18 protein-coding genes are annotated in these 20497 nt (G+C 65.4%); 9 read left to right on the forward strand and 9 right to left on the reverse strand.

Going from position 1 to position 20497, the window contains the following annotated elements; all coding sequences use genetic code 11:
* The first annotated feature begins 61 nt into the window (after window positions 1-61).
* Together EZV60_RS10075 and EZV60_RS10080 are read left to right on the forward strand one after the other, a co-directional pair.
* Window positions 62-949, forward strand: a complete 888-nt coding sequence (locus tag EZV60_RS10075) for a MurR/RpiR family transcriptional regulator (protein ID WP_135505044.1) — start codon at window positions 62-64, stop codon at window positions 947-949.
* Window positions 946-2034 carry an aromatic ring-hydroxylating oxygenase subunit alpha gene (locus tag EZV60_RS10080; RefSeq protein ID WP_135505046.1) on the forward strand — a complete coding sequence of 363 codons (1089 nt, stop codon included), beginning with the start codon at window positions 946-948 and terminating at the stop codon, window positions 2032-2034. Before EZV60_RS10075 ends, EZV60_RS10080 begins: the two co-directional genes overlap by 4 nt.
* 336 nt (window positions 2035-2370) lie before the next feature.
* Here EZV60_RS10080 and EZV60_RS10085 read toward each other — a convergent pair whose 3' ends face one another.
* From EZV60_RS10085 to EZV60_RS10100, 4 genes are read right to left on the reverse strand one after another with little or no spacing between them, the layout of a single operon-like run.
* Entirely contained in the window at window positions 2371-3036 is a 666-nt protein-coding gene (locus EZV60_RS10085; protein WP_135505048.1) for an alpha/beta hydrolase, read from the reverse strand.
* Entirely contained in the window at window positions 3033-3662 is a 630-nt protein-coding gene (locus EZV60_RS10090; protein ID WP_425353564.1) for a DNA-3-methyladenine glycosylase family protein, read from the reverse strand. The genes EZV60_RS10085 and EZV60_RS10090 overlap by 4 nt, the downstream gene beginning before the upstream one ends.
* Window positions 3659-4387 (reverse strand): cobalt-precorrin-6A reductase, encoded by a 729-nt coding sequence (locus EZV60_RS10095; RefSeq protein WP_135505050.1) that lies wholly within the window; start codon window positions 4385-4387, stop codon window positions 3659-3661. Before EZV60_RS10095 ends, EZV60_RS10090 begins: the two co-directional genes overlap by 4 nt.
* Window positions 4384-5430 carry a cobalt-precorrin-5B (C(1))-methyltransferase gene (locus EZV60_RS10100; protein ID WP_135505263.1) on the reverse strand — a complete coding sequence of 349 codons (1047 nt, stop codon included), beginning with the start codon at window positions 5428-5430 and terminating at the stop codon, window positions 4384-4386. Before EZV60_RS10100 ends, EZV60_RS10095 begins: the two co-directional genes overlap by 4 nt.
* A gap of 156 nt (window positions 5431-5586) precedes the next feature.
* Between EZV60_RS10100 and cobA the strand changes: the two genes are divergently transcribed.
* The 3 genes from cobA to EZV60_RS10115 all read left to right on the forward strand — a co-directional run bounded on the left by cobA (window position 5587) and on the right by EZV60_RS10115 (window position 9043).
* Window positions 5587-6438: a uroporphyrinogen-III C-methyltransferase gene (cobA, locus tag EZV60_RS10105; RefSeq protein WP_135505052.1), complete on the forward strand. Its 852-nt coding sequence runs from the start codon at window positions 5587-5589 to the stop codon at window positions 6436-6438.
* A 73-nt stretch (window positions 6439-6511) separates the two neighbouring features.
* Window positions 6512-7783 (forward strand): cobyrinic acid a,c-diamide synthase CobB, encoded by a 1272-nt coding sequence (locus EZV60_RS10110; protein WP_135505054.1) that lies wholly within the window; start codon window positions 6512-6514, stop codon window positions 7781-7783.
* 39 nt (window positions 7784-7822) lie between these two features.
* Window positions 7823-9043, forward strand: a complete 1221-nt coding sequence (locus EZV60_RS10115) for an MFS transporter (protein WP_135505056.1) — start codon at window positions 7823-7825, stop codon at window positions 9041-9043.
* Between the two features lie 79 nt (window positions 9044-9122).
* Here the strand turns inward: EZV60_RS10115 and EZV60_RS10120 are convergent, their stop codons facing one another.
* From EZV60_RS10120 to cysS, 4 genes are all read right to left on the reverse strand, one after another.
* The gene (locus EZV60_RS10120; RefSeq protein WP_135505058.1) at window positions 9123-9893 is read right to left on the reverse strand and encodes a squalene/phytoene synthase family protein; all 771 of its coding nucleotides are present in this window, start codon (window positions 9891-9893) and stop codon (window positions 9123-9125) included.
* A complete protein-coding gene (locus EZV60_RS10125) occupies window positions 9893-10618 on the reverse strand; it encodes a class I SAM-dependent methyltransferase (RefSeq protein WP_245306265.1) in 726 nt (241 codons plus the stop codon). Before EZV60_RS10125 ends, EZV60_RS10120 begins: the two co-directional genes overlap by 1 nt.
* Window positions 10615-12234, reverse strand: a complete 1620-nt coding sequence (cimA, locus tag EZV60_RS10130; protein WP_135505060.1) for a citramalate synthase — start codon at window positions 12232-12234, stop codon at window positions 10615-10617. The genes EZV60_RS10125 and cimA overlap by 4 nt, the downstream gene beginning before the upstream one ends.
* Before the next feature lie 201 nt (window positions 12235-12435).
* On the reverse strand, window positions 12436-13839 hold the full coding sequence (cysS, locus tag EZV60_RS10135) for a cysteine--tRNA ligase (RefSeq protein ID WP_135505062.1): 1404 nt from the start codon (window positions 13837-13839) through the stop codon (window positions 12436-12438).
* Between the two features lie 230 nt (window positions 13840-14069).
* Here cysS and EZV60_RS10140 point away from each other — a divergent pair, with 230 nt between their 5' ends.
* Entirely contained in the window at window positions 14070-15257 is a 1188-nt protein-coding gene (locus tag EZV60_RS10140) for a pyridoxal phosphate-dependent aminotransferase (RefSeq protein ID WP_135505063.1), read from the forward strand.
* Between the two features lie 446 nt (window positions 15258-15703).
* Window positions 15704-17242 (forward strand): trimethylamine methyltransferase family protein, encoded by a 1539-nt coding sequence (locus EZV60_RS10145; RefSeq protein ID WP_135505066.1) that lies wholly within the window; start codon window positions 15704-15706, stop codon window positions 17240-17242.
* A gap of 60 nt (window positions 17243-17302) precedes the next feature.
* Here the strand turns inward: EZV60_RS10145 and EZV60_RS10150 are convergent, their stop codons facing one another.
* Entirely contained in the window at window positions 17303-18931 is a 1629-nt protein-coding gene (locus tag EZV60_RS10150) for an acyl-CoA dehydrogenase family protein (RefSeq protein WP_135505068.1), read from the reverse strand.
* Between the two features lie 138 nt (window positions 18932-19069).
* On the opposite strand from EZV60_RS10150, the gene EZV60_RS10155 reads away from it, so the two are divergent.
* Window positions 19070-19369 (forward strand): FtsB family cell division protein, encoded by a 300-nt coding sequence (locus tag EZV60_RS10155; RefSeq protein WP_135505070.1) that lies wholly within the window; start codon window positions 19070-19072, stop codon window positions 19367-19369.
* Between the two features lie 118 nt (window positions 19370-19487).
* Complete coding sequence (gene pdhA / locus EZV60_RS10160) at window positions 19488-20483, forward strand: pyruvate dehydrogenase (acetyl-transferring) E1 component subunit alpha (protein WP_135505072.1); 996 nt, start codon at window positions 19488-19490, stop codon at window positions 20481-20483.
* Window positions 20484-20497: the final 14 nt, after the last annotated feature.

Raw genomic sequence — 20497 nt, forward strand, 5'->3', positions numbered from 1 at the left:
TTTGTTCGGGAGTCGCAAAACTTGTGGACAGGCTAAGTGGACATGTGTACCAATGTCAATCATGAATGGAACAAATGTATCATACTACGTTCTGGAGCGCCTCACCGAAGAGTGGGACGCCCTGACGCCCGAAGCCCAGAAGGCCGCGCGCTACGTGCTTGAAAACCCCAATGACGTCGGGGTTTCGACCGTGCGCGAGATCGCCGAGGCGGCGAATGTCAAACCCAACACTTTCGTGCGCATGGCACGGCAGATGGGATTCGAAGGCTATGAGGATTTCCGCGCACCCTTCCGCGAGGCGATCCGAAAGGGGGCCGTCAGCTTTCCCGACCGCGCGCGCTGGCTGCAGGACATCCGCAAATCGGGCGATCTGGGGGGGCTTTATGCCGACATGGTCGAGGGGGCGATCCGCAACCTCGAAGAGACCTTTGCCGGGCTTGATGCCGAGGCTCTGAAAACGGCGGCAGAGGCGATCTGGGCCAGCCGGCAGGTCTTTACGCTGGGTGTCGGGGTCAACAATGCCAACGCGCGCAATTTCACCTATCTCGCCTCCACCGGCATGGTCCAGTTTCATGCCATTCCCCGCTCGGGCTCTACCCCCACGGATGACCTGGCCTGGGCCGACAGCCGCGATGTCCTGATTGCGATGTCCATGCGCCCCTACCGCAGTGAGGTGGTGGCCGCCGTCGACGTGGCCCGCGAGCAGGGCATGACCATCATCGGCCTCAGCGACAGCCCCGCCAGCCCGATCATCCGCGCCGCGGATCACGGGTTCGTCGTGGCGGTCGATACGCCGCAATTCTTCCCCTCGTCGGTCTCGACCGTCGCACTTCTGGAAACCCTGCTCAGCTTCGTCATTGCCGTGGCCAGCGACGAGATCGTGGACCGGGTCGAGAGATTTCACCGCCGCCGGCATCAGCTTGGCATCTACATGGAGGAACCGGAATGAAGGATGAAGCAGGTCCCGTCCGGTCACTGGACGCGCGGTATTACACCGATCCGGCGGTCTTTGAGGCCGAAAAGACCGGGCTTCTGGCGCGCACATGGCATTTCGCCTGCCACGCCAGCCAGTTGGAAAACCCCGGCGACTACGTGGCTTTCGATCTGGGCGATGAAAGCCTGTTTTCGATCAAGGGGCGAGATGGCGAGATTCGCACGTTCTACAACGTCTGCCAGCACCGCGCGCATCAGCTTGTCAGCGGCGCGGGCAGCACGCGCGTCGTGGTGTGTCCCTACCATGCGTGGACCTACGAGCTGTCCGGCAACCTGCGCGCCGCCCCCAATGCCAAATCCGTGCCCGGCTTCGACGCCGCAAAAATCTGCCTGACAGGAGTGCGCACGGAGGTTTTCCTCGGCTTTGTCTTCGTCAACCTCGACCCCGACGCCGAGCCCGTGGATGTGTGGTTCCCGAACGCGCGGTCCGAACTTGAAGAGTTCGTGCCCAACTGGGCGGAACTGAAACCGCTGGAATGGGTGGAGATCCCGGAGACCTGCAATTGGAAGGTTTCGGTCGAAAACTACTCGGAATGCTATCACTGCACCCTCAACCACCCGACCTTCGCCACCGGCGTGATCCGGCCGGAAACCTACGATATCCAGCCGCAGGGTTTCTGCCTGCGCCACACGACGGACTGCAATGACCTCAGCCAGATGAGCTATGACATCGACAGCGGATTCGCCAATAACGACAAGTATTCCAGCTGGTTTCTCTGGCCGATGTTCTCGTTTCAGGTCTATCCGGGCAATCTGCTGAACACATATCACTGGCGCCCCGTCGACGCCGACCACGTGGTGGTCTGGCGCGGCTGGTATTCTGTCGGCGGCTATGAAGACGAAACCGTCCGCCGTATGGCCCTGCAGGATCGCGCCACGACGGTCGAGGAAGATATCCACCTTGTCGAGTCGGTGCAGCGCGGCCTGAAATCACGCGGGTACGTACCCGGGCCGCTGGTGGTTGATCCCGCCTGCGGGGTGAATTCGGAACACTCCGTGATGCACCTGCAGCGCTGGATGCGAGAGGCCGTGGATGGGTGATGTGCGCCCCTGATGGCAGAACCATATCGACGGCGCGCGGATTGATGGCGGGGCAGCCCTTTGTGACGTATCAGAAGCCGCGATGGACTATAGTAATCTGCGGACTGGCGCGTGACGCGGGCGCGATTTCGATATCATCTGAGTCCGCCCGCGAATGCCCGGTGGTGCTATCGAGACGATGCAGACGAGCCACGCTGCAGCAATCTCAGATCCGGTGCCGACAGGCTGCTCCTGCAGAAACTAAAGCGTTGTCCGCTCTGCGGAATTCACTGTTCCGGGCTTTGACCGGTCATTCGACGCGGGCCTGCGAGACCCTCTAAGCTGCAAAACAGGCCGTCACAGGCCCAGCTTGTCCCGCATGAAGGCCAGCGCAACGGATAGACCATCCGGCGCGATCCCGTGCGCGGTGCCTTTCATGACGTGGGCGTAGACCTCTTTCCAGCCGGCGGCCTGCAGCGCCTCGGCGGCCTCGGGCAAGGATTGGGGCGGGACCACGTCGTCGGCGTCGCCATGCACCAGCAGCACCGGCGGGCGCGACACGGCCTCTTCCTTGAGCAGCGTGGGCGACAAAAGCCGCCCCGAAAAGGCGACGATGCCGGCGATTTCATCCTCGCGGCGGGGGGCCACGTGAAGCGCCATCATCGTGCCTTGCGAAAAGCCGAAAAGCACCACCTGCTCGGGCAGCACGTCCTCGTCGACCATCAGCGCGTCGAGAAAGGCGTTGAGATCCTGCGCCGCGGCCATCAGGCCGCGCTCGGCCTCTTCCTCGGACGATCCGTCTATCCAGGGAATCGGGAACCATTGCAGGCCGGTGGGCATCATCGGGATCGTTTCGGGCGCGTCGGGGGCCACGAAAAGCGTGTCGGGCAGATGCTCGGCCAGGGGATCGGCCAGGCCCATCAAATCGGCGCCATTCGCGCCATAACCATGCAGGAAGACCACCACGGACCGGGTCGTGCCCGACAGGGGCTGTTTCTTCTGGGCTTGCAACACACGCGTCATCGGATCCCTTCCCTTTGCTTTGCCACACGGTAGTAGGCCCAGAGCTGGCGCGCCGCAACCGATCTCCACGGGCTCCAGGCCCGGGCCATGTCTCGCAACGCGCGGTCCTTCGGACGGTCCGGCAGATCGTAAAGCAGGCGCGCGGCCTCTTGCAGGGCCAGATCGCCGGGCGCGAAGACATCCGCCCGTCCGAGCGAAAACATCGCGTAGATCTCGGCGGTCCAGACACCAATGCCCGGCACCTGCGTCAGGTCGGTCACGACCTCGGCTGTCGGCTTGTCCCTCAGGGCGCGAAAATCAATGCCCGAGGCCGCCAGTTCGCGGGCATAGCGGATCTTTTGCCGGCTGAGGCCGACGGCGCGCAGATCATCATCGCTGGCCCATTTGATCTTGCGCGGGCCGGTCAGCCCGGCGTCCTTCATCCGGGTCCAGATCGCATTGGCCGACGCGACGCTGACCTGCTGGCTGACGATCGCGCTCAGAAGCTGGGCGAAGCCGTCGGGTTTGCGGCGCAGGGGCAGCGGGCCGGTCATGGCATGCGCTTGCGCCATACGGGGGCAGGTTTGTTTCAGGAATTCAACGCCTTCTTCGACGTCGTTCAGGTTAGAGATAATCCGTTCCGTCACAGCGACGCAACCCAATCCAGCGCCTCGGTCACCGTCTCGACGCGCAGCGCGTCGGGTTGCGGCGGGCGGTTGATCATCGCGACTCGCAGACCAAGCCGCCGCGCCGCCGCAAGCTTGGTATACGGCACCGCCCCGCCCGCATTCTTGGCGATCAGCCAGTCCACCCCAAGCCACCGAAACAGCGCCGCCTCGTCCTCTTCCGAAAATGGCGGTCGACCGACAAGAAACGCGCCGTTCGGGAACGGAAAAGGTCCGTCGGGCGGGTCGATCTGGCGACAGATCAGGCGGCAGTGACCGAGATTGGCGAAACGCTGCAGGGTCTGCCGCCCGGTTGCGAGAAAGACCGTGGAGCCGGGCGCGATGTGTTCTGCGGCTTCTTCTTCGCTGTCGATCAGGGTCCAGTTGTCGTCCGGTTGAGGCACCCATGGCGGGCGAAGCACCTGACAATAGGCGATGTTTTCCTCAATACAGATTCGCGCGGTCCGGTGCGAGACGCGATGCGCGAAGGGATGCGTTGCATCCAGAACCGCAGTGATCCCGGCGCTGCGCAGGTAGCGGCGAAAGCTGTCGTCACCGCCGAAGCCGCCGACACGCGTCGGCAGCCCCAGTGGCCGGGGTGCACGCGTCGCGCCCGCCAGCGAGGCGATCGCGGGCAGACCTCTGGCGGCCAACCCTTCGGCGATCCGCTTGGCCTCGCCGGTTCCGGCCAGCAGCAGTACCGTCATGCGCCGGCCCTCGCGATGATCCGGCCCTGCCGGTCGATCACGACGGTATCGGCGCGTATGGTATCCGGCAGCATGGCGCGCACGGTCTCAAGGCTTTTGCGCGCCACCCAGTCAGGCATGGTATTTTTTGCGTTTTCATAGGCTTGCAGCGCTGTGTTCATGTGACCGAGCTCGGGCAGTCCGAGCGCGTCTGCAAGGGCTGCGAAATCCACCTGACTGCGGCCGGAGTGCAGATCCCGCGAACCCTGGGCGAGCTTTGTCATCTTGCCGATACCGCCACCCACGGTCACACGCGGCACCGGGTGTCGCGCGAGATATTTCAGCATGCCGCCCGCAAAATCGCCCATGTCCAGCATCGCATGATCGGGCAGCCCGTAGAGGGCCTGAACCGCGGCCTCGCTGGTGGCGCCGGTGCAGCCGGCCACATGCTTAAGCCCGCCGGCCCGTGCGACGTCGATTCCGCGATGGATGGAGGCGATCCAGGCCGCGCAGGAAAACGGGCGCACGATGCCGGTCGTGCCGAGGATCGACAGCCCGCCCTTGACGCCGACGCGGGGATTCCACGTCTTCTGTGCCAGCGCCTGACCGCCGGGTATCGAAATCTCGATGGTGATATCCGGGCTTTGCCCCAGTTGCGCGGCCATTTCTTCGACCGTTTGGGTCATCATCTGGCGTGGCACGGGGTTGATCGCCGGCTCGCCCGGCGGAATTGGCAGCCCGGGCATGGTCACAGTGCCCACGCCTTCTCCCGCGCGGAACCGCACCCCACCCGCCGAGGCGCTGACCCGCGCGATCACAAGTGCGCCGTGGGTGACATCGGGGTCGTCGCCGGCGTCCTTCACGATGCCCGCCTCGCACCATCCCTCGCCCACGCTCCAGTCGGCGATCTCGAATGCCGGGCGTTCGCCACGCGGCAACGTGATCCGCACGCGGTCCGGTCGCGCGCCCTGCCACAGCCCCATCAACGCGGCGCGCGTCGCCGCCGTGGCGCAGGCGCCCGTGGTCCAGCCACGGCGCAAGGGGGTGTCGGGTTTGCGGGCCATGTCGCGGCGGACTATAGGCAGCGCCGCGCCCGAGGCCAATCGGCGAATTCTGCCTGTCAAAACATCGCCTTCCCGACGACGGAATGTCGCGCCAGACCCTGTCTATGGTCGCAGCCGGTCTTTCCCGGCGGAGTATTTGCGGGCATAGAGGTTTGCATGACCGACTCGCTTCCGCTTCCTACGGGCGCCTGGCCCGAGATGCAGCCCGGCTGGGTCTGGCTCTGCGGGGCCGGCCCAGGTGACCCGGGTCTCTTGACCCTGCATGCCGTCAATGCGCTGCGCCAGGCCGAGGTTGTGGTCTACGACGCACTGGTCGAGGAACGCATTCTCGACTGGGCGCCGCAGGCCGAGCATATCTATGCCGGCAAGCGCGGCGGCAAGCCGTCGGCCAATCAGCGCGATATTTCCCTGCGGCTCGTGGATCTCGCCCGCGCGAGGCGCAAGGTGTTGCGCCTCAAGGGTGGCGATCCCTTCGTGTTCGGGCGCGGCGGAGAAGAGGCGCAGACCCTTGTCCAGCATGGCGTCAACATCCGGATCATTCCCGGTATCAGCGCGGGCATCGGTGGGCTGGCCTATGCCGGGATCCCTGTGACGCATCGCGATGTGAACCAGTCGGTCACCTTCGTGACCGGCCATGACCAGTCCGGGGCGACGCCAAGCTCGCTCAACTGGCGGGCCATTGCCGAAGGCGCGCAGGTTCTCGTGATCTACATGGGAATGAAACATGCCGATCAGATCAGCCGCTCGCTGATCGCGGCGGGCCGCGATCCGGCCGAGCCCGTGGCGGTGGTGACCTCGGCCACGACACCTCATCAGGACGTGCTCGAAACCACGCTGGAACGCATGGCGGCAGAGATCGAGAGCCACGGCCTCGAGCCGCCGGCGATCCTGTGCATCGGCCGGTCGGTGCTGATGCGGCAGGTGCTGGACTGGCAGGGCATGATGGCAGGGCACGCGCCGCGCGACCTCGACCCGCTTGGCCGGGGGCGCCCCGCGGAAAGCGCGTGACCGGCGCGGTCCACCGGCTATTTTGCGCCGCCCGCCGCAGACGGCCTGTGCCCGAAACGCAAAAGGACCGCCAATGGGCCGCGGCCTGATCCTTGCGGCGCCGGCCTCGGGCAGCGGCAAGACCACTGTCACGCTGGCGCTGTTGCGGCATCTGCGCCGCGAGGGCCTCGCGGTGCGCGCGGCCAAATCGGGACCCGATTATATCGATCCGGCTTTCCATGCCGCGGCCTGCGGTACGCCCTGCATCAATCTCGACGCCTGGGCGATGGCACCAGACCGGATCAAGGCCCTGGCGGCGGGTGAGGGCCTGCTGATCGTGGAAGGTGCGATGGGTTTGTTCGACGGCGCGCCGCCCGACGGGCGCGGCGCCGTGGCGGATCTTGCGCGGCTGCTGGATCTGCCCGTGGTGCTTGTCGTCGACGCGGCCCGCATGGCGGGTTCTGTCGCGCCGCTTGTCGCGGGCTTCGCCGGATTCGATCCCGATGTGCGGGTGGCGGGCGTGATCCTCAACAAGGTCGGTTCGGATCGGCACGAGGCGATGTTGCGCCGCGCGCTTGCCCCGCTGTCATTGCAGGTTCTGGGCGCATTGCGGCGTGCGGATGGGCTGGCCCTGCCCTCGCGGCATCTGGGGCTGGTGCAGGCAGTCGAACGTCCCGATCTCGACGGATTTCTCGACCGTGCCGCCGATGCGCTTGGGCCGGGCCTCGATACGCAGGCGCTGCTCGATCTCGCAACGTCGCTTCCGACCTGTGACGCCGTGCGCCGGCTGGCCCCGCCGGGTCAGGTGATCGCGATGGCCCATGATGCAGCCTTCGCCTTTGCCTATCCTCATATGCTGCACGATTGGCGTGTTGCGGGCGCGGAGATCCGGCATTTTTCGCCGCTTGCCGATGAGGCCGTGCCGGAGGCGGATATCGTGTTTCTGCCCGGTGGCTATCCGGAGCTGCATGCCGGGCGCATCGCCGGAAACGCGCGGTTTCTCAAAAGCCTGCGCCGTGCCGCATCTGACACCGACATCTACGGCGAATGCGGCGGCTACATGGTGCTCGGCGACGGGCTTGTGGATGCATCCGGTGCGCGGCATGCAATGGCGGGGCTTTTGCGGCTCGAGACATCCTATGCGGCGCGGCGACTGCATCTTGGCTATAGAGAGCTGCAGGCCAGCGAAGGGCCCTTCGCTGGCGCCTGGGCCGGGCATGAATTCCACTATGCCACCACACTGCGCGCAGAGGGCACGCCGCTTTTCTCGGCGCGGGATGCCGAAGGGACCGACCTGCCCGCGATGGGCCTGCGCGCAGGGCGCGTTCAGGGCTCCTTTGCGCACCTGATCGACCGGCGCGATTGACCGCTTGCCGCAGGTTCGAATTCCTTCTAGCACGGCGCCATGACCGACGCCGCACACCTTCTGATCGACGATGCCCGCGCCCGCCGCAACGTGACGGTGCTTGTGCTGGCGCAGGCCCTTTTGGGTGCGCAGCTGGCGATGATCTTCGTGGTGGGCGGGCTTGCGGGGACGGGTCTGGCCAGTAACGTCTGTTTTGCCACGATGCCCATCTCGCTGATCGTTCTGGGATCGATGATTTCCGCCAGCCCGATGTCGTCCTTCATGCAGCGCTTTGGCCGCCGCGCGGGGTTCATCCTCGGGACAGCGGCGGGCGCCACGGGCGCGGGGATCAGCGGCTACGGGCTTTACCTGGCCTCCTTTCCAATCTTCCTGCTGGGAAGCTTCATAACCGGCATCTATATGTCTTCTCAGGGCTTTTTCCGGTTCGCCGCCGCCGACACGGCCAGCGACGCGTTTCGTCCCAAGGCGATTTCCTATGTTCTGGCGGGCGGGCTGGCCAGCGCCATCATCGGGCCTCAGCTGGTCAAGGTGACAAGCGAGGCGCTGGTGATCCCGTTTCTCGGCACCTATCTCGCGGTGATGGCGATCAACGGGCTCGGCGCGTTGCTTTTTGTCTTTCTCGACATTCCCAAACCGCCCGTTCCCGCAGAGGACGCGCCGCGCGGCCGGTCGCGGCTGGAGCTTCTGAAAACGCCGCGCATCGCCGTCGCGGTGATCTGCGCGACGGTGTCTTATGCACTGATGAACCTGGTGATGACTTCGACGCCTCTGGCGGTGGTCGGCTGCGGGTTCGAGGCGGCCAATGCCGCGGATATCGTCACCGGCCACGTGCTGGCGATGTATGCGCCGTCCTTTTTCACCGGCCACCTGATCGCCCGCTTCGGGGTGGAGAAAATCGTCGGCACGGGCATCGCGATCCTTGCCGCCGCCGGCGCGGTCGCGCTGAGCGGAGTCGAGCTGGAGCATTTCTTCGTCGCGCTCATCCTTCTGGGGCTGGGATGGAATTTCGGCTTCATCGGCGCGACCACGATGCTCGCCGGTGCGCATGCGCCGCACGAGCGTGGGCGCATGCAGGGACTGAATGACCTGATCGTGTTCGGCGGCGTGACGATGGCGTCGCTGTCCTCGGGCGGGCTGATGAACTGCTCGGGTGGCACGCCAGAGGCCGGCTGGGCGGCGGTGAACCTGGCCATGACGCCCTTCCTGACGCTGGCGGGCGGCGCGCTGATCTGGCTGGCGCTGCGCCCGAAAGACGCCTGACCACCCTCGTTGTCTTGGCGAAAATACTGCGGGTTGGGTCACGAGGCAGCGCCACCGTCACGAAACATGTGCGCGCCGTTTACCAGCGACCTGTCAGCGCGCGAAGGCTAAGCGACAGCCGCGAGCGAAAGGGCGGCGGAAGAAGAGTGCCGTCGGCCACGCGCGTAGGGTCGGCGGCGGCCTGCGCCAGAATGGCGTCCGTTTGCCAAAGCGCCAGCATGGCCGGGTGCGCAGGCTTGGGCAGCGTCGTCCGCCTCGCGGCGCGCAGCGCCGCCTGTCCTTCCATTGCAAGCGCCCGCACGCCCTCGGGGCGGCCATCGACCAACGGCTTGCGGCCCGCGCGCTCAAGCTCCGGCACCGCCAGGAACCAATTGGCCACGCCTTGGGCAAAACCCGCCTGCAGGACCGGTTCTTCCGGCGCTCCTCCCAACGCCGCGGCGGCGGTCAGCAAAAGGCCGCCCGAGGTGGCGCGGAGATAGCCGCAGAGATCCTCGTGGTCCTCGAACGGTTCGCGCGCGATGTCCCAGCGGCGCGCGTCGATCAGAGCGTCGAGCCGGCCCGCGCCTGCCGGGCTCAGCACATGCGCCAGCGGAACCGCGACCTCGTGCCGGCGCACCGGCCCGCCCGCGCGGATTTCTTCGAGCACGTCGCGCCACCATTGCAGCCGCATCTCGGCGATCATCGGTTCCTGCGTGACCCAGGGCGCGCGGGCGACTTCGACATTGAAGGCGTAGATCGGAAATAATCTGCTTCGCACCGGGACGGGCGCCGCCATCACGGCCGCGAAGCGGGCCGGATCGCCGCGCTCGACGATGCGCGCGCAGGCAAGAACATCCTCGTCCATCGCCATCAGACCGTCACCAGGCGGGGCCGGGCCAGAATCAGCCTGTATTCCACGTGACCGGGGGCCTGCCGCCAGAGAGATATCTCGCGCTCCGCCGCGTCGAGCACGGCTGACAGTGCGGTACCGGCGCCGTCGCGCAAAGCCGCGATGCGCGCCGACAGTTCGGCGTAATAGCCCGCCCAAGCCAGCCCCTTGATCTCGCGCGCGCCGAAAATTTCGAAACCCGCGTCATGGACCCGCGCCTCGAGCCCCGAAAAATCGGTGAGGGCAGGATACTCCGTCCAGAAGTCCCGGGCCGCATCCGGTGCGCCGGGCTCCAGCACCGGCTCCGAAAAGGCCACAGCGCCGCCCGGCGCAAGTGCTGTTCGCCATGTCCGCAACCCCTCGGCAACACCGAGGAAATAGAGCGCGCCCGCGCACCAGATCAGGTCGCAGGGCCCCTCGATCTCTGCCATGTCGCCCTGGAAAACCTGCACATTGGTAAAGCCACGCGTGGCCTCGTGCGCCTCTTGGGCGAGATGTTCGAGCTGCTCGACCCCTTCGATGCGGCCATGCGGCAGGGCCTTGGCCAGTGTGACCAGATCCGCGCCGGGGCCACAGCCCGCATCCACCACGCGCGGGGCTTCGGGCAAGGCGATCTGGCTGAGCGCCCATTGCACATCCTCGGGCGTGCCGGGGCCCTGCCGGGTCATGTCCCGATAAAGGGCCAGAAACGCCTCGTCCTCGGTCACGCCTCACCCGCGTCGCGCAGAAGCTTCCAGTTGATCGCGTCGATGAGCGCCTCGAAGGAGGCGTCGACTATGTTGGCCGAAACGCCCACGGTGGACCAGCGCCGCCCCTGCCCGTCCTGGCTGTCGATGATGACGCGGGTGACGGCCTCGGTGCCGCCTTGCGTGATGCGCACCTTGAAGTCCACCAGATGCATGTCCTCGATCGCCGCCTGGTAGCGGCCGAGATCCTTAGCCAAGGCCTGCGCCAGTGCGTTGACCGGGCCACGGTCGGTGCCCTGCTCATCGAGCGACTCGCTGACCGAGAGCTTCTTTTCGCCATCGACCTTGACCACCACGACGGCCTCGGAGAGCGACACCATCCTGTTGTACTTGTTCTTGCGCCGCTCGACCGTGACCTTGTAGCGCTTGACCTCGAAGAACTCGGGCATCCGGCCCAGAAGATCACGCGCCAAGAGTTCGAACGAGGCCTGGGCGCTGTCGTAGGTATAGCCGCGATCCTCGCGCGCCTTGATCTCTTCGAGGATGCGCGGCAAGGCGGGATCGCCGGCCTCCACCTCGATCCCCGCCTCGATCAGCCGGCGGCGCAGGTTCGACTGCCCGGCCTGGTTGGACATCGGGATAATGCGCGCGTTGCCGACCGCCTCGGGGGGGATATGCTCGTAGGTGGTGGGATCCTTCAGGATGGCGCTGGCGTGCAAGCCGGCCTTGTGCGCAAAGGCCGACGCGCCGACATAGGCGGCCTGTTTCAGCGGCACGCGGTTCAGGATCTCGTCCAGCAGCCGCGACGCCCGCGTCAACTGCGTCAGCGCCTCGCGGGTCACCCCGGTCTCGTAGAGCGAGGCGTAAGGTTCCTTAAGCAAGAGCGTGGGGATGAGCGCCGTGAGATTGGCGTTGCCGCAGCGTTCGCCCAGACCGTTGAGCGTGCCCTGAATCTGGCGCGCGCCGGCATCCACGGCCGCAAGGCTGCCGGCGACGGCGTTCTCGGTGTCGTTATGGGTGTGGATGCCCAGCCGGTCGCCGGGGATGCCCGCGGCGATCACAGCGCGGGTGATCTCGTAGATCTCTTGCGGCAGGGTCCCGCCATTGGTGTCGCACAGGACGATCCAGCGCGCGCCGGCCTCATAGGCGCCGCGCAGACAGGTGAGCGCATAGTCCGGATTGGCCTTGAACCCGTCGAAGAAATGCTCGGCGTCAAAGAGCGCCTCGCGTCCCTGATCCCGGATATAGGCGATGGAGCGCACGATATTCTCGGCGTTTTCGCCCAGCGTGATCCCGAGCGCGGTTTCCACGTGAAATTCGTGGGTCTTGCCGACCAGGCAGACGGATGAGGTGCCGGCGTTCAGGACGGCGGCCAGCACGTCGTCGTTTTCCGCCGAGCGCCCGGCGCGCTTGGTCATGCCGAAAGCCGTAAGGCGGGCGCGGGTTTCCGGAGCCGCGTCGAAAAAGGCGCTGTCGGTGGGGTTCGCCCCGGGCCAGCCGCCTTCGATATAGTCGATCCCGAGCGCATCGAGGGTTGCGGCGATGGTCTGCTTTTCCGGCGTGGAGAACTGGACCCCTTGCGTCTGTTGCCCGTCGCGCAGGGTCGTGTCGTAAAGGCAGAGGCGGGTTTTAGACATGGCGTGCGCCCCTCTCTTGCGCGGAATAAAGGCGGGCCTGCCCGCCGCCGCGCAGCGCCCGACCGCCCCCTCGGGCGGGCGCTTTGGCCACGGATGTGGTGGGCTCTGCGGTCGGAGGGGTTTGACGGGCATAAAGTGCGCCGCTCAGGACGGGGTGCGCCCCCCCGGCGGTCGGGCGCTGCGCGGCGTGGTGTCCTTCCATCATTTGAGGGACTCCAGTTTGGCTGGGTCGAAGTTTGCGCCTTGGATTAGCTTTACGTCCGACTTAGACATACGTACCTCGACGCCCGCTTCGCTCAAAGCAGCCTTCATTTGATCGACTTCTGAAAAATCTTTGCTTTGCATGGCTTCACGGCGCATCGCCTCCATTCTTTTCTCAAGAAGTTTCAAGTGATTGACGGTTTCAATTGCATCCTCCACAGCGTTCTGAAAACCATCGCGCCAATTGCGACCAAGGCCCAAAACTTCTAAGGTTGCCAGAAATCGACTTGCGTCTTCGTTGGTGTTCGCTTCCTTGAATTTTTTGTGGAGAACCGAAAGCGCCAAAGGCGTATTCAAATCATCTGCAAGCGCTTCCAAGACTTCTAAATGAGGTCTTCGGTGACGTTCCGAACCATCAGTCAATTGTCGCCACTTCCAAAGCGTGTCCTTCGCCTCCCGCGCCTTCTCTGCCGTCCAATCCATCGGCTTACGGTAATGCGTGCTGAGGAAAACGAAGCGGATCACCTCGCCCGGGATGCCCTGATCCAACAGGTCTCGCACGGTGAAAAAGTTACCCAGGGACTTGGACATCTTCTTGCCTTCGACCTGCAGCATTTCGTTGTGGAGCCACATTTTTGCAAAGCTGCCCTCGGGGTGGGCGCAGCAGCTTTGCGCGATTTCGTTCTCATGATGGGGAAACATCAGGTCGTTGCCGCCGCCGTGGATGTCGAAGCTCTCGCCCAGAAGTTCGTAGGACATGGCCGAGCACTCGATATGCCAGCCGGGCCGGCCCCGGCCCCACGGGCTGTCCCAGCCGGGCAGATCATCCGTCGACGGCTTCCACAGGACGAAATCCATCGGGTTTTTCTTGTAGGGCGCGACCTCGACCCTTGCGCCCGCGATCATGTCGTCGATCGAACGGCCCGAGAGCTTGCCATATTTTTCGCGCCAACTGTCGACGGCAAACAGCACATGCCCCTCGGCCTCGTAGGCGTGGCCCTTTGCAATCAATGCCTCGATCATCTCGACCATCTGCGGGATGTACTGCGTGGCGCGCGGCATGTGGTCGGGCTCCAGCGCGCCCAAGGCCCCCATGTCATCGAGGAACCACTGCGTCGTCTCGGCGGTGATGTCGGAAATGGCACGCCCCGTCTCGGCGGCGCGCGCGTTGATCTTGTCGTCCACGTCGGTGAAGTTGCGCACATAGGTCACGTGATCCGGCCCGTAGACATGCCGCAAGAGCCGGTAGAGCACATCGAACACCACGACGGGCCGCGCGTTGCCCAGATGCGCGCGGTCATAGACCGTGGGCCCGCAGACATACATGCGCACGTTTTCGGGATCGAGAGGCGTGAACACCTCTTTCTTACGGGTCTTGGTGTTGTGCAGTTTGATCGTCGTCATACCGTCCTCGCGCGCGGGATCCCGCGGCGGGCTTAGCAACTTCGATTGTCAGAGGAAATAGAAGACCGGCCCGCCAGAGATGTCTCAGCGGATAATGCAGATGAAAATGATGCAGGTCTTGGTCATGGCCCCGGTCTACGCGCCGCGTGCGCCCCGGTCAAGCGGCTTGACTTCCCGGACCCGCCCGCGCGACACCCGGCCCATATCCGGGCAAGCAAGGGATCGGTCTTATGCGACTCTCACGGCGGATCACGGGGCTGACGGGCGGCGGCTCGGACGGCTGGGACATCCATTACAAAGCCAAGGCGATGCAGGCCGAGGGTGCGGATATCGCCATGCTCACCATCGGCGAACATGATGTCGGCACGGATCAGAGCATCCTCGATGCGATGCATGCCGCCGCAACGGCCGGCCATGTCGGCTATGCGATGTTCAACGGCAACCGAAATCTGCGCGAGACCGTGGCGCGGCGGGTCGCCGCGCGCACCGGCGTGGCCACGACACCCGACAATGTGCTGGTGGTGCCGGGCGGTCAGGCCGGGCTTTTCGCCGCTCATCACGCCGCCTGCGACGAGGGCGACCGGGCGCTCTTCATCGATCCCTATTACGCCACCTATCCCGGGACGATCCGCGGCGTGGGCGCGGTGCCGGTGCCCGTCGCCGCCCCGCCCGACCGCGACTTTCAGCCCGACCCGGCCGATATCGCCGCAAAGGCCACCGGCGCGCGCGCCCTTCTGATCAATTCGCCCAACAACCCGACCGGCGTGGTCTATCGGGCGGAGACCCTGAACGGCATCGCAGGCGTCGTGCGGGATCATGATCTATGGCTGATCTCTGACGAGGTTTACGACACACAGGTCTGGGACGGCGCACATCTCAGCCCCCGCGCGTTGCCGGATATGGCCGAGCGCACGCTGGTGATCGGAAGCCTGTCCAAGAGCCACGCCATGACCGGCAGCCGCATCGGCTGGGTCGTGGGCCCGGAGAAGGCGATCGCCCAAATGGCCAACCTGTCGACCCACACCACCTATGGCGTCGCCGGCTTCGTGCAGGAAGCGGCGGTCTTCGCCCTCGGTCTCGGGGCGGCGTTCGAGGCCGGTATCGCGGCCCCGTTCCGCCGCCGCCGCGACCGAGTGCTTGCGCAGGTCGCGCAGTCGGACGCGGTGCGCGCGATACCGGCGGACGGGGGTATGTTCGTGATGCTCGATATCCGCGCCACCGGTCTTTCCGGAGAGGCGTTCGCACTGGCATTGCTGGCCGAGCGGCAGGTCGCGGTGATGCCCGGGGAAAGCTTCGGACACGCCGCCGCCGGTCATGTGCGGCTTGGCCTGACGGTGGCGGATGACCGGCTCGAGGCGGCGGTGGCCGAGCTTCTGGACTTTGCCGAAACCCGGGCCGCGGCACGCAAGGCGGGCTGATCCCTGCGACCGGCTGTCACGTCCGCGCGGTGCGTCCGCGCCCTATCTTCTTGTCAGTCCAAACACGAGGAGACGGAACCATGTTCAAAGGTCTTGGTCTTTCACTGGCCATCATCATCGGCGGCATGCTGGGCCTGCCGGTACTTTTCCTGTCGGCCGTCTGAGGCACATCGCAAGTCACGGCGGGCCGGTGACGCAGACCGGCCCGCCGCACCGTACGACCCCGCAGGGTCTGTTTGCGACATAGGTCGTTTTCAGGACAGATTGCCGCAGGTCGCGGGGTTAGGCTACCCTCATCAAGGATGAGGTTTGCCGTGGCGGCACGCTCTAAAATCGTTCGGATCATGCGCACCATCGGCGCCGGAAGAGGACGCGCGGCGCGCGGACGGCCTGGGCCGGGCTTCCTTTCCTGAGCCCTTCCCGACCGCCTTTCTGGACTTTCCGACATGCCCGATCTCCTGACCCGCCGCTCTGGTGGCCGCTCCGCCCGCCGCGCCAGCCGCGCGGCTCCTCTCGATGCCGCGCTGCGCCCCATACGCCCCGGCATGGAGGGCGGACAGTATCGGCCACTGTCCGAGACGGACATGGCCCGCATTCACGAGGCTGCGCTGACCGCGCTGGAAGAGATCGGGCTGGCCGACGCGCCGCCGAGCGGCATCGACGTCCTGACGCGGGCCGGGGCGATCCACGGCACCGACGGGCGCGTGCGTTTTCCCCGCGCCCTGGTCGAGGACACGCTGGCACACGCCAATCGTAGCATCACGCTGCATAGCCGCGATGGCCTCAACGACCTCGAACTCTCGGGCGCACGCGTGCACTATGGCACGGCCGGCGCGGCGGTGAACATGGTCGACCCCGATGGCCAGACCTATCGCGACAGCACCTTGCAGGATCTGCATGACGCCGCGCGGATCTGCGACAGGCTCGAGAATATCCATTTCCTGCAGCGTCCCATGGTGGCCCGCGATATTGCGGATGCGCGCGAGATGGATCTCAACACGGTCTACGCCTGCTGTGCGGGCACCACGAAACATGTGGGCACGTCTTTTACCGATGCCGATTTCGTGGCCGACGCGCTGGAGATGCTGCACATGATCGCGGGCAGCGAAGAGGCTTGGCGGGCGCGGCCGTTCGTGAGCAATTCCAACTGCTTCGTGGTGCCGCCGCTGCGCTTTGCGCCCGAGGCGTGCAAGGTCATGGAGGCCTGCATCGAAGGCGGCATGCCGGTGCTCTTGTTGTCGGCGGGCATGGCGGGGGCCACTGCGCCCTCCACCGTGGCGGGCGCGATCGTGCAGGCCTGCGCGGAGTGTCTCGCCGGGCTTGTCTACGTCAATGCCGTGCGCCCCGGACATCCGGCGATCTTCGGCACCTGGCCGTTCGGCCTTGACCTGCGCACGGGCGCGATGACCGGCGGATCGGGCGAACAGGCGCTTCTGTCGGCAGGCTGCGCGCAGATGCACAAATTCTACGGCGTGCCGGGCGGCGCAGCGGGCGGGATCGCCGATGCCAAACTGCCGGACATGCAGGCCGGGTGGGAGCAGATGTGCTCGAACGTCATGGCGGGGCTGGCCGGGCTCAACATGGTCTACGAGGCGGCCGGCATGCATGCCTCGCTGCTCGGGTTCTGTCACGAAAGCCTCATTCTGGGCGACGACCTGATCGGGCAGGCGATGCGCTGCGTGCGCGGGATCGAGGTCGATGACGACACGCTCGCGCTCGACCAGATGCGCGAGGTCTGCCTGGGCGGCAGCGGGCACTACCTGGGCACCGCCGCGACGCTCGGCCGGATGCAAAGCGACCATGTCTATCCCGGCCTGGGCGACCGCACCTCGCCCAAGGAATGGGTGGAAAAAGGCAAGCCCGACCTCATCGACAGGGCCCGCGCGCGCAAGGAAGAGATCCTGTCGCGGCGCGCCGCCGCGCGGTTCGATCCGCGCACCGACGCAAGCCTGCGCGCGCGCTTTCCCATCTATCTACCCGCGTAGCCCTCTTCATCTGGCGAAAAATACCTCAGGGGGTCTGGGGGACTGGTCCCTCAGCCGCCGTCAGCCCTCCGCGCCCAGCCGGGCGAGGATCGCGCCCGTCTCCACCGGGCCGATGGCTCCGGAACAGCGCCCTCTTTCACCAGTCAGCCGCGAGGCGACAAAGGCCTCGGCCACTGCCACGGGAGCGGTGCGGATCAGCACCGAGGCCGTTAGAAGTGTCGCAAGGCTTTCCACGTACCACCGCGCCTGCGCCTCGTCGGGCAGTTTCGGAAAATGTCGGATGTGACGGCTGAGCGCGTCGTCATAACGCCGGTCCTGTCCGGCCACCGCGCCTAGTTCCTCGCTGAGCCGCTCGCCAGCTCTGGGCGTGCGGCGCAACGTGCGCAGCACATCGAGGCAAATCACGTTGCCGGAGCCTTCCCAAATGCCGTTGAGCGGGGCCTCGCGATAAAAGAGCGGCAGATCGCTGTCCTCGACATAGCCCATGCCGCCCAGCACCTCCATGGCTTCGACCACGACCGTCGGACAGAGCTTGTTGCCCATGTATTTGGCCAGCGCCACGGCCAGCCGGGCATACTCCCGTTCCGGCTCGCCCTTCGCGTCAAAGGCGCACGCCACGTGCATCCCGAGCGCCAGCGTACCTTCCCAATCCAGCACAAGATCCGCCAGAACCGAGCGCATCAGCGGTTGATCGATCAGCTTGGATCCAAACGCGGCGCGCCCCCGCGCCCAATGCGCCGCCCGCGCCAGCGCCGCACGCATCAGTCCCGCCGGCGCAAGCGCCGTGTCGAGCCGTGTGTGGTGCACCATCTCGAGAATGGTCTGCACCCCCTGCCCCTCTTCGCCCAGAAGATAGGCGCGCGCATCGAGATACTCGATCTCGGCCGAGCCGTTGGCCCGGTTGCCCAGCTTGTCCTTGAGCCGCTGGATCTCGATCGCGTTGCGCCCGTCCTCAAGCCAGCGAGGCACGAGAAAACAGCTCAGCCCGTCCGGCGCCTGGGCCAGCGTGAGAAAACCGTCGGACATCGGTGCGGAGCAGAACCATTTGTGACCGCGCAGCAGATAGCTGTCGCCGTCCCGCGTGGCACGGGTCGTGTTCGCCCGCACGTCCGAGCCGCCCTGCTTTTCCGTCATCGCCATGCCGAGGGTCGCGCCGGTCTTGCGCGCGAGCGGGCGCGCCGCGCTGTCATAGGCCCGGCTTGTCAGTTTCGGCACCCAGCCGTCGAACAGCGTTTCACTTGCTTTGAGCGCGGGAACCGCCGCGTAGGTCATTGTCATGGGACAGCAGACGCCAGGCTCGACCTGGCTCATGAGATAGACCATGGCGGCATGTGTGGCGTGCCCGCCGCGCGCGCCCTCCCACGGCAGCGCGGCATAGCCCGCGCCGATCCCGGCGCGCATCAGCGTATAATAGGCCGGGTGGTAGCGCAGTTCGTCGAGCCGCCGACCGGCCTGATCGAAAAGCCGCAGCTCGGGCGGATGGCGATTGGCCTCGCGGCCCGCGTCGGCCATCAACGCAGTGCCCATGGTCGCGCCGAAACGCGCCAGGTGTTCTGCGTCCGCGCCGGCCGCCGTGGCATGGTCCTGCACCACCGGGTCGCTCGCCCAGAGATCCACGTCGCCCCGCGGGTCGGGCTGGTTCGTGACCTCGTGCGTCAGAAGGGCGGCGCGCGGGGGGACCTGTGACATGAAAGACTCTCCTTTGCGCAAGCTTCTACCGTTTAAGGCGAACCGGGGAAAAGGGGATTCACAACCCTCTTTCGGTATGGCAGGGTTCGCTGGCACCGTCCATCAAGAGGCGGGCAGCAAAGGCAGAGCGGCAGACCCATGACTTCGCGCAAGAGACCCGCCTTCGGTGTCCTGATCTATTTCGTCGTGGCCTTCGGGCTGAGCGCTTACTTCACCTTTGCCGCCGTGCAGGGCGATTACGGCCTCTTCCGCCGGGCCGAAATCGAGGCCGGCGAAAAAGCCCTGCGCGCCCAGCTTGATGCGCTCGAGGTACGGGTCGCGCGGATGGAAAACCTCACCAAACGTCTCTCGGACACCTATCTCGATCTTGATCTGCTGGATCAACAGGCCCGCGACGTGTTGGGGCTTTTGCGGTCCGACGAGATCGTCATCCGCTGATCGCGCCCTTGCGCGGGCGGGCGATTATGCAGCAAATTCGCTCTCGAAAATCCCGGCTGGATGCTTTAGTGACTAGTTTAACGCTAAACTATATTCCCAGCAGAGGAGCCATCCGCCCATGGCCACCCGGAAAAAGTCAGCCAAACCAAATGTTTCCGCAGACGAACTGAAGCAATATTACCGCGATATGCTGTTGATCCGCCGATTCGAGGAGAAGGCGGGTCAGCTTTACGGCATGGGGCTTATTGGCGGCTTCTGTCACCTTTATATCGGACAGGAAGCGGTGGTCGTCGGTCTTGAATCCGCGGCCGAGGAGGGTGACAAGCGCGTCACAACCTATCGCGACCACGGCCACATGCTGGCCTGCGGGATGGATCCCAACGGCGTCATGGCCGAGCTGACCGGCCGTGAGGGCGGCTATTCCAAAGGCAAGGGCGGCTCGATGCACATGTTCAGCAAGGAAAAGGATTTCTACGGCGGGCATGGTATCGTCGGCGCGAATGTGCCGCTTGGGGCCGGTCTGGCGCTTGCGGATCAATACAAGGGCAACGATCGCGTCACCTTCACTTATTTCGGCGATGGCGCCGCGAACCAGGGCCAGGTGTACGAGACGTTCAACATGGCGGCGGTCTGGAAACTGCCGGTGGTTTTCGTGATCGAGAACAACCAGTACGCCATGGGCACCTCGATGAAGCGCTCCACCTCGACGCCCGACATTCACACGCGCGGTGAGGCGTTCGGTATTCCCGGCGAGGCGGTGGACGGTATGGACGTGCTGGCCGTACGCGACGCGGGCAAGAAAGCCGTAGATCACTGCCGGGCGGGCAAGGGGCCCTACATCCTCGAACTGATGACCTATCGCTATCGCGGCCATTCCATGTCGGACCCTGCGAAGTATCGCACCCGCGAGGAAGTGCAGAAGATGCGCGATGAAAAGGACTGTATCGAACACGTGCGCGATCTGCTGCTCAGCGGCAAGCACGCCACCGAGGACGATCTGAAAGCCATTGACAAGGAGATCAAGGGCATCGTGAACGGTGCGGCCGAATTCTCCAAGGAAAGCCCGGAACCGGCGGTCGACGAGCTTTGGACCGATATCGTGCGCGAAGCGTAAGCGACAGAGATTGC

Origin of the sequence: Roseovarius aestuariivivens, from assembly GCF_004761875.1 — a bacterium.
GTDB lineage: Bacteria > Pseudomonadota > Alphaproteobacteria > Rhodobacterales > Rhodobacteraceae > Roseovarius > Roseovarius aestuariivivens.